Here is a 15958-nt window from a genome sequence, read left to right on the forward strand (position 1 = left end):
GGGCTCAGTCGAGGGGGGGCTCAGGCGGGGCGCCAGGGGAGAGGGTCAGGACTTCGTAGCCCCGCTCGGTCACCAGCACCGTGTGCTCCCACTGGGCGGAAAGGCTGTGGTCCTTGGTGACCACGGTCCAGCCGTCCGCGAGCTGGCGCACCCCGGGCTTGCCGGCGTTGATCATGGGCTCGATGGTGAAGATCATCCCGGGCACGAGCTTCATCCCGGTGCCCGGGCGCCCGTAGTGCAGCACCTGGGGTTCCTCGTGGAACTTGCGCCCGATGCCGTGGCCGCAGAACTCCCGCACAACGCTGAAGCCGTGGCTTTCGGCGTGGGCCTGGATCGCGTGCCCGATGTCCCCCAGGTGGCGCCCCGGGGCCACCGCCCGGATGCCGCGCCACATGCACTCGTAGGTGACCTGGCACAGCCGCCGGGCCAGGATCGAGGGCTCCCCCACGAAGAACATGCGGCTGGTGTCGCCGTGGAACCCGTCCCTGATCACCGTGACGTCGATGTTGACGATATCGCCGGCTTTCAGCTTGCGGTCTCCGGGAACCCCGTGGCACACCTGGTGATTGACGGAGGTGCAGATGGACTTGGGGAAGGGGGGATAGCCCGGCGGGGCGTAATTGAGGGGTGCGGGGACGGTCTTCTGCACCTTGACCATGTACTCGTGGCACAGAGTGTCCAGCTCGCCAGTGGACACGCCCGGTTTCACGTAAGGGGTGATGAAATCCAGCACCTCAGCCGCGAGGCGCCCGGCGAGGCGCATAGCCTCGATTTCCTCCGGGGTCTTGATCACGACCCCGCTGCGCGCCGGCATGTCCATAAAGCGAAATCCTCGGCCCTTCGAACGAGGGCCCATTCATCCGTTGGCAAGCGAGTAGGATAGAAGATCGACTCGGCGGTGACAATGAAAAGCGTTTTTGCCTTGAGGCGTGCGGATTTTTGATGTTAAAATTCAAAATTCGTTCAATATCTTGTTTATGGAACGAAATTCCCACACCCGCCCCGCGAGGGTGCTCGGCGCGGCCGAGTCGACCGGGCGGGTGGAGGCTCAACCCTTGCCTACGGAGCGCAAATGTCGATCACCATGCGTCAAATGCTGGAGGCGGGCGTCCATTTCGGGCACCAGACCCGCTTCTGGAACCCGAAGATGGCACCCTATATCTTCGGCCACCGCAACCGCATCCACATCATCAACCTGGAAAAAACCCTGCCCCTCTACCTGGAGGCTACCGCCTACGTGCGACGGCTTGCCGCCAACAAGGGCACCATCCTCTTCGTGGGGACCAAGCGCCAGGCCCGGGAAATCGTCCGCGAAGAGGCGATCCGCTGCGGCAGCCCCTACGTGGACTACCGCTGGCTGGGCGGGATGCTCACCAACTTCAAGACGGTGAAGCAGTCGGTGAAGCGGCTGCGGGAGCTGGAGGCCATGGTGGAGGACGGCTCCATGGAGCGGCTGCCGAAGAAGGAGGCGCTGCGGCTCAAGCGGGAGCTGGACAAGCTGGAGCGCAGCCTCGGCGGCATCAAGGACATGAATGCGCTTCCGGACGCCCTCTTCGTGGTGGACGTGGGATTCCACAAGATCGCGGTGTCGGAAGCCAACAAGCTGGGCATCCCGGTGGTGGCGGTGGTGGATACCAACCATTCGCCGGAGGGCATCACCTACGTGATCCCGGGTAACGACGACTCGGCCCGGGCGATCCGGCTCTATGCCCGGGGCATTGCCGACGCCGTCTTGGAAGGGCGCAGTCAAATCATCAAGGAGCTGGTCGAGGACGAGTTCGTCGAAGTCGACAATCCCGAGGCGACGCCGCAGGAAGAATGACAAAGGACGAGACGGAGAGGGGGCGGAAAGCCCCCTTTTTTTGAGATCTGCAGCCGCGGGCGGCCTGGGGCCGCCCGCGATCCAGGAAGGTCAGGAGCGAAACATGGCGGAAATCACCGCAAGCATGGTCAAGGAACTGCGCGACAAGACCGACGCGCCCATGATGGAGTGCAAGAAAGCCCTCGCCGAGGCGGGCGGGGACATGGCCAAAGCGGAAGAGATCCTGCGCATCAAGCTGGGCAACAAGGCCACCAAGGCCGCCGGCCGCCTCGCCGCCGAAGGCATCGTCGCCGTGCATTTGAATCCCGACGCCCGGCTCGGGGCCATCGTCGAAGTCAATTGCGAGACAGATTTCGTGGCCAAGAACCAGGACTTCCAGTCTTTCGCCAATCAGCTTGCGACCCTGGTGGCACAGAGCAATCCTGCCGACGTGGAGGCGCTCTTGCGCCTGCCCATGAACGGGGCCACGGTGGAGGAGGCGCGCAAGGCGCTGGTGGGGCGCATCGGGGAGAACATTTCCGTGCGCCGCTTCGCCCGGCTCGTGGCGAAAGGCCGGCTCGCCTCCTACGTCCACGCCGGGGCCAAGATCGGCGTGCTGGTGGACGTCGCGGGCGGCGACGAGGCTCTGGCCAAGGATCTGGCGATGCACATCGCTGCGTCCAAGCCCATCGCCGTCTCCCGCGAGCAGGTTCCGGCGGAGCTGATCCAGAAGGAGCGGGACATCGCCGCCGCCAAGGCGGCCGAATCGGGCAAGCCCGCCCCCATCGTGGAGAAGATGGTGGAGGGCGCGGTGCAGAAGTTCCTCCGGGAAGTGACGCTCCTCGGACAGCCGTTCGTGAAGGATGACAAGCGCACGGTGGAAGCCCTGCTCAAGGAGAAGGGCGCCTCGGTGGCGGGGTACGTCCTCTTCGTCGTGGGGGAGGGCATCGAAAAAAAGCAGTCTGACTTCGCCGCTGAGGTGATGGCCCAGGCCGCTCAAGCCCGCTGAGCCCCGCCGATGGACGCCCCCGCGTCGCGCCCGGTCTACAAGCGCATCCTGCTCAAGCTGAGCGGGGAAGCGCTCATGGGGGAAGACAGCTACGGCATCAACCGCGCCACCATCGAGCGCATCGTCTCCGAGATCAAGGAGGTGGCGGTGCTGGGGGTGCAGATCGCGGTGGTGATCGGCGGCGGCAACATCTTCCGCGGGGTGGCCCCGGCCGCGGCCGGCATGGATCGGGCCACCGCCGACTACATCGGCATGCTCGCCACGGTGATGAACGCCTTGGCGCTGCAAGACGCCATGCGCCGGGTGGGTCTGCCGAGCCGGGTGCAGTCGGCCCTCAATATCGAGCAGGTGGCGGAGCCCTACATCCGCGGCAAGGCCATGCGCTACCTGGAGGAGGGCAAGGTGGTGATTTTCGCCGCGGGCACGGGCAACCCGTTCTTCACTACCGACACGGCGGCGGCGCTGCGGGGCATGGAAATGAACGTGGACGTGGTGCTGAAGGCGACTAAGGTGGACGGGGTCTACACCGAGGACCCGATGATCCACCCCGACGCCATGCGCTACCAGCGCCTGACCTTCGACGAGGCCATCATCCGCAACCTCAAGGTGATGGACGCCACCGCCCTCACCCTGTGCCGCGACCAGAAGCTGCCGGTCAAGGTGTTCAGCATTTTCAAGCCGGGGGCGCTGAAGCGCGTGGTGATGGGCGAGGACGAAGGAACCCTGGTCGAGTGCTGATGCCCGCCTCGTCCGCAAGCCAGAAGGAACGAGCCATGATCGCCGACGTGAAAAAGACCGCAGATCACAAGATGCACAGGAGCGTGGAGGCCTTGAAGGCCGAGTTCTCCAAGGTGCGCACGGGGCGCGCCCACACGGGCCTGCTGGAGCACATCACGGTGGATTACTACGGCGCCCCCACGCCCCTCAACCAGGTGGCCAACCTGACCCTGCTGGACGCCCGCACCATAGGCGTCACCCCCTGGGAAAAGAACATGCTGCCCAAGATCGAGAAAGCCATCCGGGACTCGGATCTGGGGCTCAATCCGGCCACGGTGGGAGACACGGTGCGGGTGCCCATGCCGCCCCTCACCGAAGAGCGCCGCCGGGAGCTGATCAAACTGGTGCGGCACGAGGCGGAGAGCGCCCGGGTGGCGATCCGCAACGTACGCCGCGACGCCATCGCCCAGCTCAAGGAGCTGCTCAAGGAGAAGAAGATCTCCGAGGACGAAGAGCGGCGCGCCCAGGACGAGATCCAGAAGCTCACCGACCGCTATATCGCCGAGGTGGACAAGGTCCTGCAAGGGAAGGAAGCTGACCTGATGGCGGTCTAGGCCGGGGCCGTTTCCCCGCGACCCATGAAAGGAGCCCGATGAGCGAGCACCAGAGCAGCACGCTGAGCATCCCGCCGGTGGGCGCCATCCCCCGGCACATCGCCGTGATTATGGACGGCAACGGCCGCTGGGCGCGCCGGCGCTTCCTGCCCAGGGTGGCCGGCCACCGCAAGGGAATGGAGGCGGTGCGCGCGACGGTGCGCGCCTGCGGCGAGCTGGGGGTCGAGTACCTCACCCTGTTCGCCTTCAGCAGCGAGAACTGGCGGCGGCCGAAGGAGGAGGTCAACTTCCTCATGCAGCTTTTCGTCAGCATGCTGGAGCAGGAGGTGGTGAAACTGCACGAGAACGGCATCCGGCTGAAGGTCGTGGGCAGCCGGGAGGGGCTGGAGGAGCGGCTGGTGCGGCTGATCGAGCAGGCGGAGGCCCTCACCCGGAGCAACCGGCGGCTCACCCTCACCGTGGCGGTCAACTACGGCGGGCGCTGGGACATCATGCAAGCGGTCCAGCGCATGCTGCAAGCGCGGCCGGAGCTGGCGACCCGGTTCGCGGAAACCGACCTCACGCCCTATCTGGCCATGAGCTACGCGCCGGAGCCGGATCTGTTCATCCGCACCGGGGGGGAGCAGCGGGTGAGCAACTTCCTGCTGTGGCAGCTCGCCTACACCGAGCTGTACTTCACCGACATCCTGTGGCCCGACTTCGACGCTCGGGCGCTGCACGAAGCGATCCTCTGGTATCAGCAGCGGGAGCGGCGCTTCGGCCGCACCAGCGAGCAATTGGCCGAAACCCTGGAGCGGCGCAAACCGGCTTAGGAGGCTTCCCGGCGTGGGACGCCGACCCGCCCCATCCGGCGCTTTGACCCCGACCCTTGCGTCTCGAGTCCTCACGGCAGCCGGGCTGCTCGGCCTGTTCCTGGCCGCTCTGTTTTTCTTCCCGTACCCCGCCTGGACCGCCCTGATCGCCAGCGCCGTCGCCCTGGCCGCATGGGAATGGGGCGCCCTCGCGGGGGCGGCGGCGGTCTCCAGGCTCGTCTATGCCCTCGGCATCGGTGCCCTGGTGGCCCTGTTGGGCTGGACGGGGGCAGGCCCAGGGTCACCGATCCCCTGGGCGGTGTTCACCGCCGCAACCCTGTTCTGGCTGGTGGCGGTGCCCGCCTGGTTCGCCCGGGGCTGGCCGCGGCTTCCTCTCCCCGTGCTGCTCGGTGCCGGCGCCCTGGTGCTGGTGCCGGCGGGCGTGGCCGCAGTGGTCCTGAGGGGGGGGAGCCCAGCCGAGCTGCTGCTGGTGCTGGCCGCGGTCTGGGTAGCCGATAGCGCCGCTTACCTGGTGGGGCGGCGTTGGGGACGGCGCAAGCTCGCCCCCGTCATCAGCCCCGGCAAGACCTGGGAGGGATTGATGGGGGCCCTGGTCGCGGTGGCCCTGGGCGCCATCCTGGTCCAGACGGCGGGGGCGGTGCGCGTGTTCTGGGCTGAAGGCCTTTGGATTACACTGCTACTGGTGGCCCTGGCGGCGGTGAGCGTGCTGGGCGATCTGTTCGAGTCCGCCGTCAAACGGCACGCGGGCGTGAAGGACAGCGGCACCCTTCTTCCCGGCCACGGCGGCGTATTGGACCGGGTCGACAGCCTGACAGCGGCGTTGCCGGTGGCGGGCCTGCTCGCGGGGCTGGCCCGCCCTATCGGCGGCCCTTGAGGACCATGGAACCGATCGGCGAACCCCTGCAGCCGACTCCTCTCCCTTCCTTTCCGGGTGAACGACTCGACCGGACGCCCCGGAGCGTGGTGGTGCTCGGCTCCACCGGCAGCATCGGGCTCAATACCCTGGACGTGGTGGCCCGTAACCCCGAGCGGTTCCGGGTGCTGGCGCTGGCGGCGAAGCAACGGGTGGATCGGCTGTTCGATCAGTGTCGGGCCTTCCGCCCTGCCTACGCGGTGCTGCGCGAGCCGGGCGACGCCCAACGCCTGGCGGGGTTGTTGCGGGACGAGGGCCTCGCCACGGAAGTGCTCTGGGGAGAAGAGGCGTTCGCCCAGGTGGCCGGGGCGCCGGAGGCGGACGTGGTGGTGGCGGGGATTGTGGGGGCGGCCGGGCTCAAGTCCGCCATGGCGGCCGCTTGCGCCGGGAAAACGGTGCTGCTCGCCAACAAGGAGGCCCTGGTCATGGCGGGCGGCGTCTTCATGGAGGCGGTGCGCCTCCACGGCGCCACGCTCCTTCCGGTGGACAGCGAGCACAACGCCATTCTCCAGGCGCTGCCGGGCGCCCGCAGGACTAATCTCGACGCCGCCGGCGTGCGCCGGCTCTGGCTCACCGCTTCCGGCGGGCCGTTGCGCACCCTGCCGGCCCAGGCGTTCTCCTCGGTCACGCCGGAGCAGGCGTGTGCCCATCCCAACTGGGCCATGGGGAAGAAAATCTCGGTGGACTCCGCTACCTTGATGAACAAGGGCCTGGAAGTGATCGAGGCGTGCTGGCTGTTCGACGTGGCGGTGGACCGGGTGCAGGTGGTGGTCCATCCCCAGAGCATCATCCATTCCATGGTGGAGTACCGGGACGGCTCGGTGATCGCCCAACTGGGCTACCCGGATATGCGCACCCCCATCGCCTATGCCCTGGGCTATCCGGAACGCATCGACGCGGGCGTGCCCCTGGTGGACGTGGTGGGTTTCGGCCGGCTCGAGTTCGAGGCGCCGGACCTGGAACGCTTCCCCTGTCTTGCCCTCGCCTACCGCGCCATCGAAGCCGGGGGCAACGCGCCGGCCGTGCTGAACGCCGCCAACGAAGTGGCGGTCGAAGCGTTTTTGGAGCGGCGGATTCCCTTTACCGCGATCCCGGACCTGATCAACTATGCGCTGGATCGGGTGCCGCCGGCGGCGATTCGCTGCCTCGAAGACGTGCTGGGCGCCGACCGCGCGGGGCGGGAGGCCGCCCGGGATCGTCTGGTTTCTCTTGTATAATCGATTTTTTTGATCCAGGGGCGCACGCGCGGCCTCGTTGCGGTATGCCAGACTTTCTGCTCACCCTCGTCGCCTTTCTCCTCGCCCTGGGCGTCCTGATCGTATTCCACGAGTTGGGGCACTACGCTGTCGCGCGCTGGTGCGGCGTGAAGGTGCTCCGGTTCTCGGTGGGCTTCGGAAAGCCGCTCCTCGTCTGGCGCGCCGGGCGCGACCGGACCGAATGGGTGATCTCGGCCTTTCCCCTGGGCGGCTACGTCAAGATGCTGGACGAGCGGGAAGGCCAGGTGCGGCCCGAAGAGCGCCACCGGGCGTTCAATCGCCAGTCGGTGTACCGCCGTTTCGCCATCGTGCTGGCGGGGCCGCTCGCCAATTTCCTGCTGGCCGTCGCCCTCTACTGGCTGCTGTTCCTCACCGGGGTGCCGGGGGTGAAGCCCGTGTTGGGGCCGGTGGAGCCGGGTACGGCCGCAGCCGTGGCGGGGCTCGCCGAAGGGGACACGCTGGTCGCCATCGACGGCAAGCCGGTCGCCACTTGGCAGGACGTGCGGCTGCGGCTCCTCGACCGGGCCCTGGGACGGGACAAGCTGGCGCTGGAGGTGGAAACCGCCGAAGGCCAGCGGGTGGCGCGCTCCCTGGATCTTTCCGCCCTCGGCGCCGAAGATCTGGACGCGGAGCTGCTCGCCCGGCTGGGGCTTGTGCCTTACCGCGCGAGCGGCGTCGTGAGCGTGGGGCGGGTCTTGAGCGGCGGGGCCGGGGCACGGGCGGGGCTTCGGGAGGGCGACGTGATCGAGGCCATCGATGGGGAGCCGGTCCGCCGGGCCGACCAGGTGGTGAAGAAGGCCCAGGACAACCCCGGCCGCGCCCTGGAATTCGAGCTGCTGCGCGGCGACGCCCGGGTGCGGGTCACGGTGGTTCCCGAGCCGGTGGGGAAGGGCGGCGAAACGACCGGCCGCATCGGCATCGAGGTCCGCACCCAGTCCGAGTCCGCCCGTTCCCTAGTGGTGATCCAGCGCTATGGGCCGCTGGAGGCGATGGGCCGGGCGGCGGCCAAGACCTGGGACACGACGGCCCTCACGCTGCGCATGCTCTGGCGCATGCTCCTTGGCGAGGTTTCGTGGCGCAACGTGAGCGGCCCCATCACCATCGCCGATTACGCGGGCCAGTCCGCCCAGCTCGGCTGGATACCCTACGTGAGCTTCATCGCGCTGGTGAGCGTGAGCCTGGGCGTGCTCAACCTGCTGCCGATTCCCGTGCTCGATGGCGGGCACTTAATGTATTATATCGTCGAGATTTTCAAGGGCCGTCCCGTTTCTGAAAAGGCCATGGAGCTCGGGCAGCAGGTCGGCGTGGCGCTGCTGTTCGTCCTCATGGCTTTTGCTTTATACAATGACCTCAATCGACTCTTGTCGGGCTGAGAACGGATGAAGCGCAGGCTCCTCGGCCTCATGGCCGCAGCCCTGATCTCCTTCTCGGCCCACGCCTTCGAACCGTTCGTGGTGCGCGACATCCGCGTGGAAGGAATCCAGCGGATCGAGGCCGGCACCGTCTTCAGCTACCTGCCCCTCAAAGTGGGCGACACGGTCACCCAGGAAAGAGCCTCTGCGGCCATTAAGGCCCTGTACGGCACCGGTTTCTTCAAAGACGTGCGGCTGGAGCGCGACGGGGACGTGCTGGTGGTCTTCGTGGAAGAGCGCCCCGCGATCTCCCAGATCGATTTCATCGGGGTGAGGGAATTCGATCTGGAGCAGTTGCGCGCGGCGCTGAAGCAGGTGGGGCTGGCGGAGGCGCGCATCTTCGACCGGGCGCTGCTGGAACGTGCCGAGCAGGAGCTCAAGCGCCAGTACCTGAGCCGGGGCAAATACGGCGTGCAAGTGAGCACCACCGTCACTCCCCTCGACCGTAACCGGGTGGCCATCACCTTCACCGTGGACGAGGGGGAGGTGGCCAAGATCCGCCAGATCAACATCGTGGGCAATCGGGCGTTCTCCGAGTCCCAGTTGCTCGGCCTGTTCCAGCTCACCACTCCCGGCTGGATCACTTGGTACACCAAGAACGACCAGTACTCCCGGCAGAAGTTGTCGGCGGACCTGGAGACCCTGCGCTCGTTTTATCTGGACCAGGGCTACCTGGAGTTCGGCATCGACTCCACCCAGGTCTCCATCACGCCGGACAAGCGGGACATTTACATCACCATCGCCATCACGGAAGGCTCCCGCTACACCGTCTCGGACGTGAAGCTGGAGGGCGACCTGCGCATCCCGGAAGAGGAGCTGCGCAAGCTCGTGAAGATCAAGCCCGGGGAAGTGTTCTCCCGGGCCAAGGTGACCGAATCGAGCAAGCTCATCACCGATCGCCTGGGCGACGAAGGCTACGCCTTCGCCAACGTGAACGCGGTGCCCCAGATGGACAAGGACAAGAAGGAGGTGGCCTTCACTTTCTTCGTCGACCCTGGGCGCAGGGTCTACGTGCGGCGGATCAGCATCCAGGGCAACACGCGCACCCGGGACGAGGTGATTCGCCGGGAGCTGCGCCAGCTGGAAGGGGCGTGGTATTCGGCGCGCAGAATCGAGGAGTCGAAGAAGCGCCTCGATCGCCTGGGGTATTTCAAGCAGGTGAACGTGGAGACGCCGGCGGTTCCGGGCACCACCGACCAGGTGGACGTGGTCTTCACGGTGGAGGAGCAGCCAACCGGGGCGCTGCTCCTGGGGGCCGGGTTTTCCAGCTCGGAGGGCCTGGTGCTGAGCGGGTCCATCTCCCAGAACAATTTCCTGGGCACCGGCAACGCCCTGTCGTTGCAGGTGAACTCAGGCAAGGTCAACACCGTGTACGCGCTCTCGTTCACCCAGCCCTACTGGACCGTGGACGGCGTGAGCCGCGGCTTCGACATCTTCAAGCGGGACGTGGATTCCACCTCCCTGGACGTGGGTAGCTACAAGACCTCCACCCTGGGTCTCAACTTCCGGCTGGGGGTTCCAGTCACGGCCGACGACACCATCCTCTTTGGGCTAGGGGCGGAGAATACCGAGGTGAGCGTTTTCGCCGACAGCCCCCAGCGTTTCGTCGACTTCGTCAACACCTTCGGCGAGAGCAACACCAACTTCCCGTTCACCGTAGCCTGGCAGCGGGACACCCGGGACAGCGCCTTCTTCCCCCGCTCGGGGCGCTTCCAGCGGGCGGGCGCGGAGGTTTCCCTCCCCGTGGGCGACCTGCAATACTACAAGCTTTCCTATCAGCAGCAGTGGTTCATGCCCCTGGGGCGCACCTGGAGCCTGCTGCTGCGCGGGGAGGTGGGCTACGGCGACGGGTACAACGACAAGCCGCTGCCCTTCTACAAGAATTTCTTCGCTGGCGGCATCAACACGGTGCGCGGTTTCGAGACTGGGTCGCTGGGCCCGCGGGACGTGAACGACGAGGCCCTGGGGGGCAACAGGATGGTGGTGGGGAGCGCGGAAGTTTTCTTCCCCTTTCCCGGCTTCCGCGACGACAAGACCGCGCGCATGAGCGTCTTTCTCGACGCCGGCGCGGTGTACGGCGACGAGGCCAAGGCGGGAAGCGAGGGCGTCAGATTTTCCACCGGCGTGAGCGTGAGCTGGCTCTCGCCCGTGGGGCCGCTGCGCCTCTCCCTGGGCTTCCCGCTCAACGCGAAGGACACGGACAAGAAGGAACCGTTCCAGTTCCAGTTGGGACGCACTTTCTGAGAAGGACCAGCTATGAGGATGAAAGCAAGGACGGCCCTGGCCGCGCTGGCCCTGGTGCTGGGCGCCGGCCCGGCCTGGGCCGCGGAGTTGAAGATCGGCACCGTCCACGTGGAGCGGATCTTGCGGGAATCGACGCCTGCGGTGCGCGCCCAGAAAAAGATCGAGCGGGAGTTCAGCGCCCGCGACCAGGAGATCCAGAAGATGGTCAAGCAGGCGCGGGACCTACAGGCCTCCCTGGAAAAGGACGGGGTCACCCTGCCCGAGTCCGAGCGGACCAAGAAGGAGCGGGACCTGGCCAACCTCAACCGGGACTTGCAGCGGGCCCAGCGGGAGTTCCGGGAAGACTTGAACTTGCGGCGCAACGAAGAAACGGCGCAGATCCTGCAGAAGGCGGACCGGGTGATCAAGCAGATCGCCGAGCAGGAAAAATACGACCTGATCCTGCAGCAGGAGGCGGTGGTCTACCGCAGCCCGCGCATCGACATTACCGACAGGGTCATCAAGGCCCTGGACGCGGAGAAATAGGTTCGGCCCGGGCCTTTCACGAAGGCGCCCTCCGACCGATAAGAAGGCGAGAGCCCATGGCGGCAGAAACTTCCGGCGTATCCGGTGCCCCCCTGTCCGAGCTGGTGGCGCGCTTCGGCGGCGAGCTGATCGGCGACGGGCAAGCGCGCGTGCGCCAGGTGGGCACCCTGGAGGGGGCCGGCCCCGACCAGATCGCCTTCTTCAGCAACCCCCGCTACCGTTCCAGCCTGCGCTCGACCCGGGCGGGCGCGGTGATCCTCTCGCGGCCCTTCGCCGGAGAGACCTCCCGCCCCCGGATCGTGGCCGACAACCCCTACGCCTATTACGCCAAGGTGGCCGCCTACCTCAACCCGCCCCCCAAGGCCGTTCCGGGCGTGCACCCGTCCGCGGTGGTGGACCCCACTGCCCGAGTGCCGGCTTCGGCCACGGTGGGCGCCTGCGCCCGGATCGGGGCCGGCGCCGCCCTCGGGGAGGGGGCCCGGGTGCTGGACGGCTGTTCCGTCGGGGAGCGGGTGAGCATCGGGGAAGAGACCCTGTTGTACCCGGGCGTGGTGGTCTACCACGATTGCGTGATCGGCCGGCGCTGCATCCTGCACGCGGGCGCGGTGATCGGGGCGGACGGCTTCGGCATGGCGCTGGAAAACGGGCGCTGGCTCAAGATCCCCCAGCTCGGGCGCGTGGTGATCGGCGACGACGTGGAGATCGGCGCCAACACCACCATCGACCGGGGCGCGATCGAGGACACGGTGATCGAAGACGGGGTAAAGATCGACAACCAGGTGCAGATCGGCCACAACTGCCGCATTGGCGCCCACAGCGCCATCGCCGGATGCGCCGGCATCGCCGGGAGCACCCGGGTGGGCCGCCATTGCCGCATCGGCGGCGCAGCCATGATCCAGGGCCACATCGAGATCGCGGATCACACCGATGTCTCCGGCGGCACCACCATCCTCAAGTCCATCGACACGCCGGGCGTCTACACCTCCATCTTTCCCTTTCTTCCCCACCGGGAATGGCTCAAGAACGCCCCTCACCTGCGCCGCCTAGAGGAGATGGCGCGGGAGCTCAAGGAGCTGAAGGCGCGGCTTGCTCGGCTCGAAAGGAACGCACCTTGATTTCTCTCGACATTCACGAGGTCATGAAGTACCTGCCCCACCGCTATCCTTTTCTGCTGGTGGATCGGGTGCTGGAGCTGGAGCCGGGCAAGCGCATCCGGGCACTCAAGAACGTTACCATCAACGAGCCTTTCTTCCAGGGGCATTTCCCCCACCATCCCATCATGCCGGGGGTGCTGATCATCGAGGCCTTGGCCCAGGCGGCGGCGACCCTGACCCTGCACTCCATGGGGCACGAGCGCAGCGACAGCTCGGTGTACTACTTCGTGGGCATCGACGCCGCCCGCTTCAAGAAGCCGGTCACCGCCGGGGATCAGCTCGTCCTGGAGGTGGAGATCCTGCGCCAGGTGAAAGGGGTCTGGAAGTACGCGGCGCGGGCCAGCGTGGACGGCCAGGTGGCCACCGAAGCGGAGCTCATGTGCACCGTGCGCTCCCTGTAACGGCACGGGAGTTGCGGAGGCGAGGGGCGAGACCGTGAAGGAATCATCCACCGGCCGGGCGGCCATCCATCCCACCGCCCTCGTGGACCCGGGCGCCCGGCTGGCGCCGGACGTGACCGTGGGGGCGTACAGCGTGATCGGTCCCGGCGTGGAGGTGGGCGCCGGGACCTGGATCGGGCACCACGTGGTCATCACCGGCAAGACCCGCATCGGCGAGCGCAATCGCATCTTCCACTTCTGCTCCCTGGGGGAGATCCCCCAGGACAAGAAGTACGGGGGCGAAGAGACCCGGCTGGAAATCGGCGACGACAACACGATCCGCGAGTTCTGCACCTTCAACGTGGGCACCGCCCAGGACGCGGGCGTCACCCGGCTGGGCCACCACAACTGGATCATGGCCTACGTGCATCTCGCCCACGATTGCCAAGTGGGCGATCACACGGTGTTCGCCAACAATGCCCAGGTGGCGGGACACGTGCACGTGGGGGACTACGCCATCCTGGGGGGCTTCACCGTGGTGCACCAGTTCGTGCACATCGGCGCCCATTCCCTCACGGGAATGGGAACGGTGCTGCTCCAGGACCTGCCCCCTTACGTGACCGCCTCGGGCAACCCGGCCAAGCCCCATGGGATCAACGCGGAGGGGCTGCGCCGGCGGGGTTTCTCTGGCGACTCCATCTTGGCCGTCAAGCGGGCGTACAAGACCCTGTACAAGGCGGGCCGCACCCTGGAGGAGGCGCGGGCCGAGCTGGTGCAGCAGGCCGCTTCCCATTCGGAGCTGGCCGTCCTGGTGGATTTCCTCGGGCGCGCCTCCCGCGGCATCATTCGCTAGCCTCCATGAGGGCGTCAGAGTCCCGGCTGCGCATCGCGATCACGGCGGGCGAGCCCTCCGGGGACGCCCTGGCGGCCCCCTTCGTCCAAGCCCTCCGGCGCCTTCACCCGGACGCGCATTTCTATGGCATCGCCGGCCCGCGCATGATGGAGGCCGGGGTGGAGGCCCTCTTCCCCATGGAGAAGCTCTCGGTCATGGGCTACGCGGAGGTGCTGCGCCACTATTTCGAAATCGTGGGCATCCGGCGCAAGCTGCGGGACCGGCTACTCGCGGATCCCCCCGACCTCTTCGTCGGCGTGGACGCGCCCGACTTCAATCTGGACCTGGAGATCGCCCTGAGGGCGCGGGGAATCCGCACCGTGCAGTACGTGGGCCCCACCGTGTGGGCGTGGCGGGCAAAGCGGATCCACAAGGTGGCCCGGGCCGCCGATCGCGTGCTCGCCCTGTTTCCCTTCGAGGAGCCTCTTTACCGCGACCACGGCATTCCAGTGACCTACGTGGGCCACCCCCTGGCGGACGCGATTTCCGAGACGCCGGACCGGGCGGCCGCCCGCGCCCGACTGGGCCTGCCCCAGGATCGGCTGGTGGTGGCGCTGCTTCCGGGCAGCCGGGTCTCGGAGCTCGACTACATGGCGGATCTCTTCGTCGACGCGGCGGTGTGGCTGCGACGAGCGCGTCCCGGGGTCCAGTTCGTCGTGCCCCTGGTCAACCGGCAAACCGCCGAGCGCTTCGAACGGGCGGCGGCCCGCGCCGGGGACGTGGATGCCCTGGGCATGCGGCTGCTTCCGGGGCAGGCCCACGCCGCCATGGCGGCCGCGGACGGGGTGATCGCCGCCTCCGGCACCGCCACCCTGGAGACCGCCCTGCACAAGCGTCCCATGGTGATCACCTACAAGATCTCGCCCCTCACCTGGCGGCTGGTGAAGAACCGGGGCTACCTGCCCTACGTGGGGCTGCCCAACATCCTAGCGGGCAAGTTCGTCGTGCCGGAGCTCATCCAGGACGCCGCCACGCCCGAAGCCCTGGGCCAGGCGCTGCTCGACCAGCTCGACGATCCGGCGCGGCTCGAAAGCATCCGCCGGGAATTCACCGCCCTGCACCGGATCCTCAAACGGGACAACGCCAACGCGGCGGCCCGGGCGGTGCTCGACCTCCTGGACAGGCCATGAAGCGAATTCTGCCGGTGATCGCGGGCGTGGACGAAGCGGGCCGGGGTCCCCTGGCGGGACCCGTCTATGCCGCCTGCGTGGTGCTCGACCCGCACCGCCCCATCGCCGGCCTGCGGGACTCGAAAAAGCTCGCCCCCGGGCGGCGGGCGGCGCTGGCCGAGGCCATCCGCCGCTCGGCCGCGGCCTGGGCCCTCGGACGCGCCGAGGTGGAGGAAATCGATCGGCTTAACATCCTCCAGGCGAGCCTGCTGGCCATGGCGCGGGCGGTCGCGGCCTTGGGCGTGCGCCCCGACCGGGTGCTGGTGGACGGCTGCCACTGCCCCCCCGTCGAGCTGGCGGTGGAGGCGATCATCGGAGGCGACGATCGCGTTCCCGAGATCGCCGCCGCCTCGATCCTGGCCAAGACGGCCCGGGATGCGGAAATGGTGCGGCTCGACGCCCTTTATCCCCTCTACGGCTTCGACCGGCACAAGGGCTATCCGACGCAAGAGCACTTGGCGGCCCTCGGCCGCCACGGGGTGAGCCCGGTGCACCGGAGAAGCTTCGCGCCCGTGCGGGCCCTGCTGGAGGCGGCGCCGGCCGGGGAGCCCGCGGATTGCGATTGAATCCAACCAACAACGAGGAGTCGATCCCATGCGAGTCGCCATCTTCCTGCACATCCTGTCGGCAGTGGTATGGATCGGGGGCATGTTTTTCGCCTACATGGCGCTGCGCCCGGCGGCTGTGGAGACCCTGGAGCCGCCGGCCCGGCTCAAGCTCTGGGCGGCGGTGTTCCGCCGCTTCTTCCTCTGGGTGTGGGCGGCGGTGATTCTGATCCTCCTCTCCGGCTTCCACATGGTGGGAGAGATCGGGGCGCTGCCGGGTTATATCCTCGCCATGATGGTGATCGGCATCGTGATGGCGGTCATTTTCTTCTACGTCTATTTTCTCCCCTTCACCGCCCTCAAACGGGGCTGCGCCGCCGGAGACTGGCAGGCGGCCGGGGCGGCCCTGTCCCAGATCCGCGTCCTGGTGGGGATCAACCTGGCCCTGGGGTTGATCAACGTGGCCGTGGCGACCCTGGGCCCCCTGGCCTATGACATGGGTTGAAGGCCGCCTC

17 protein-coding genes are annotated in these 15958 nt (G+C 67.4%); 16 read left to right on the forward strand and 1 reads right to left on the reverse strand.

Annotated features, from left to right (window positions below; all coding sequences use genetic code 11):
- Positions 1–4: 4 nt before the first annotated feature.
- Positions 5–814: a type I methionyl aminopeptidase gene (map, locus tag ACTFO6_RS06615; RefSeq protein ID WP_439933788.1), complete on the reverse strand. Its 810-nt coding sequence runs from the start codon at positions 812–814 to the stop codon at positions 5–7.
- Positions 815–1072: 258 nt separating this feature from the next.
- Here map and rpsB point away from each other — a divergent pair, with 258 nt between their 5' ends.
- The 16 genes from rpsB to ACTFO6_RS06695 all read left to right on the forward strand — a co-directional run bounded on the left by rpsB (position 1073) and on the right by ACTFO6_RS06695 (position 15948).
- Positions 1073–1822: a 30S ribosomal protein S2 gene (rpsB, locus tag ACTFO6_RS06620; RefSeq protein WP_439933665.1), complete on the forward strand. Its 750-nt coding sequence runs from the start codon at positions 1073–1075 to the stop codon at positions 1820–1822.
- A gap of 103 nt (positions 1823–1925) precedes the next feature.
- A complete protein-coding gene (gene tsf / locus ACTFO6_RS06625) occupies positions 1926–2810 on the forward strand; it encodes a translation elongation factor Ts (protein ID WP_439933666.1) in 885 nt (294 codons plus the stop codon).
- Between the two features lie 9 nt (positions 2811–2819).
- Positions 2820–3548 carry a UMP kinase gene (gene pyrH, locus ACTFO6_RS06630; protein WP_439933667.1) on the forward strand — a complete coding sequence of 243 codons (729 nt, stop codon included), beginning with the start codon at positions 2820–2822 and terminating at the stop codon, positions 3546–3548.
- A gap of 35 nt (positions 3549–3583) precedes the next feature.
- Positions 3584–4141 (forward strand): ribosome recycling factor, encoded by a 558-nt coding sequence (gene frr / locus ACTFO6_RS06635; RefSeq protein WP_439933668.1) that lies wholly within the window; start codon positions 3584–3586, stop codon positions 4139–4141.
- Positions 4142–4179: 38 nt separating this feature from the next.
- Positions 4180–4953, forward strand: coding sequence for an isoprenyl transferase (locus ACTFO6_RS06640; protein WP_439933669.1), 774 nt, complete (start codon positions 4180–4182; stop codon positions 4951–4953).
- 13 nt (positions 4954–4966) lie between these two features.
- A complete protein-coding gene (locus ACTFO6_RS06645) occupies positions 4967–5827 on the forward strand; it encodes a phosphatidate cytidylyltransferase (RefSeq protein WP_439933670.1) in 861 nt (286 codons plus the stop codon).
- 5 nt (positions 5828–5832) lie between these two features.
- Entirely contained in the window at positions 5833–7083 is a 1251-nt protein-coding gene (ispC, locus tag ACTFO6_RS06650; protein ID WP_439933671.1) for a 1-deoxy-D-xylulose-5-phosphate reductoisomerase, read from the forward strand.
- A 44-nt stretch (positions 7084–7127) separates the two neighbouring features.
- On the forward strand, positions 7128–8495 hold the full coding sequence (gene rseP, locus ACTFO6_RS06655) for an RIP metalloprotease RseP (protein WP_439933672.1): 1368 nt from the start codon (positions 7128–7130) through the stop codon (positions 8493–8495).
- A gap of 6 nt (positions 8496–8501) precedes the next feature.
- Positions 8502–10778 carry an outer membrane protein assembly factor BamA gene (bamA, locus tag ACTFO6_RS06660; protein WP_439933673.1) on the forward strand — a complete coding sequence of 759 codons (2277 nt, stop codon included), beginning with the start codon at positions 8502–8504 and terminating at the stop codon, positions 10776–10778.
- A gap of 18 nt (positions 10779–10796) precedes the next feature.
- The gene (locus ACTFO6_RS06665) at positions 10797–11303 is read left to right on the forward strand and encodes an OmpH family outer membrane protein (protein WP_439933674.1); all 507 of its coding nucleotides are present in this window, start codon (positions 10797–10799) and stop codon (positions 11301–11303) included.
- Between the two features lie 56 nt (positions 11304–11359).
- The gene (gene lpxD / locus ACTFO6_RS06670) at positions 11360–12418 is read left to right on the forward strand and encodes a UDP-3-O-(3-hydroxymyristoyl)glucosamine N-acyltransferase (RefSeq protein ID WP_439933675.1); all 1059 of its coding nucleotides are present in this window, start codon (positions 11360–11362) and stop codon (positions 12416–12418) included.
- Positions 12415–12858: a 3-hydroxyacyl-ACP dehydratase FabZ gene (gene fabZ / locus ACTFO6_RS06675; protein ID WP_333840122.1), complete on the forward strand. Its 444-nt coding sequence runs from the start codon at positions 12415–12417 to the stop codon at positions 12856–12858. Before lpxD ends, fabZ begins: the two co-directional genes overlap by 4 nt.
- 34 nt (positions 12859–12892) lie before the next feature.
- Complete coding sequence (gene lpxA, locus ACTFO6_RS06680) at positions 12893–13690, forward strand: acyl-ACP--UDP-N-acetylglucosamine O-acyltransferase (protein WP_439933676.1); 798 nt, start codon at positions 12893–12895, stop codon at positions 13688–13690.
- A gap of 5 nt (positions 13691–13695) precedes the next feature.
- The gene (gene lpxB / locus ACTFO6_RS06685) at positions 13696–14859 is read left to right on the forward strand and encodes a lipid-A-disaccharide synthase (protein ID WP_439933677.1); all 1164 of its coding nucleotides are present in this window, start codon (positions 13696–13698) and stop codon (positions 14857–14859) included.
- Positions 14856–15464 carry a ribonuclease HII gene (rnhB, locus tag ACTFO6_RS06690; protein WP_439933678.1) on the forward strand — a complete coding sequence of 203 codons (609 nt, stop codon included), beginning with the start codon at positions 14856–14858 and terminating at the stop codon, positions 15462–15464. The genes lpxB and rnhB overlap by 4 nt, the downstream gene beginning before the upstream one ends.
- Before the next feature lie 28 nt (positions 15465–15492).
- Positions 15493–15948, forward strand: a complete 456-nt coding sequence (locus ACTFO6_RS06695; RefSeq protein ID WP_439933679.1) for a CopD family protein — start codon at positions 15493–15495, stop codon at positions 15946–15948.
- The last annotated feature ends 10 nt before the right edge of the window (positions 15949–15958 follow it).

Source organism: Pelomicrobium sp. G1 (genome assembly GCF_051905455.1).
Lineage (GTDB): Bacteria > Pseudomonadota > Gammaproteobacteria > Burkholderiales > UBA6910 > Pelomicrobium.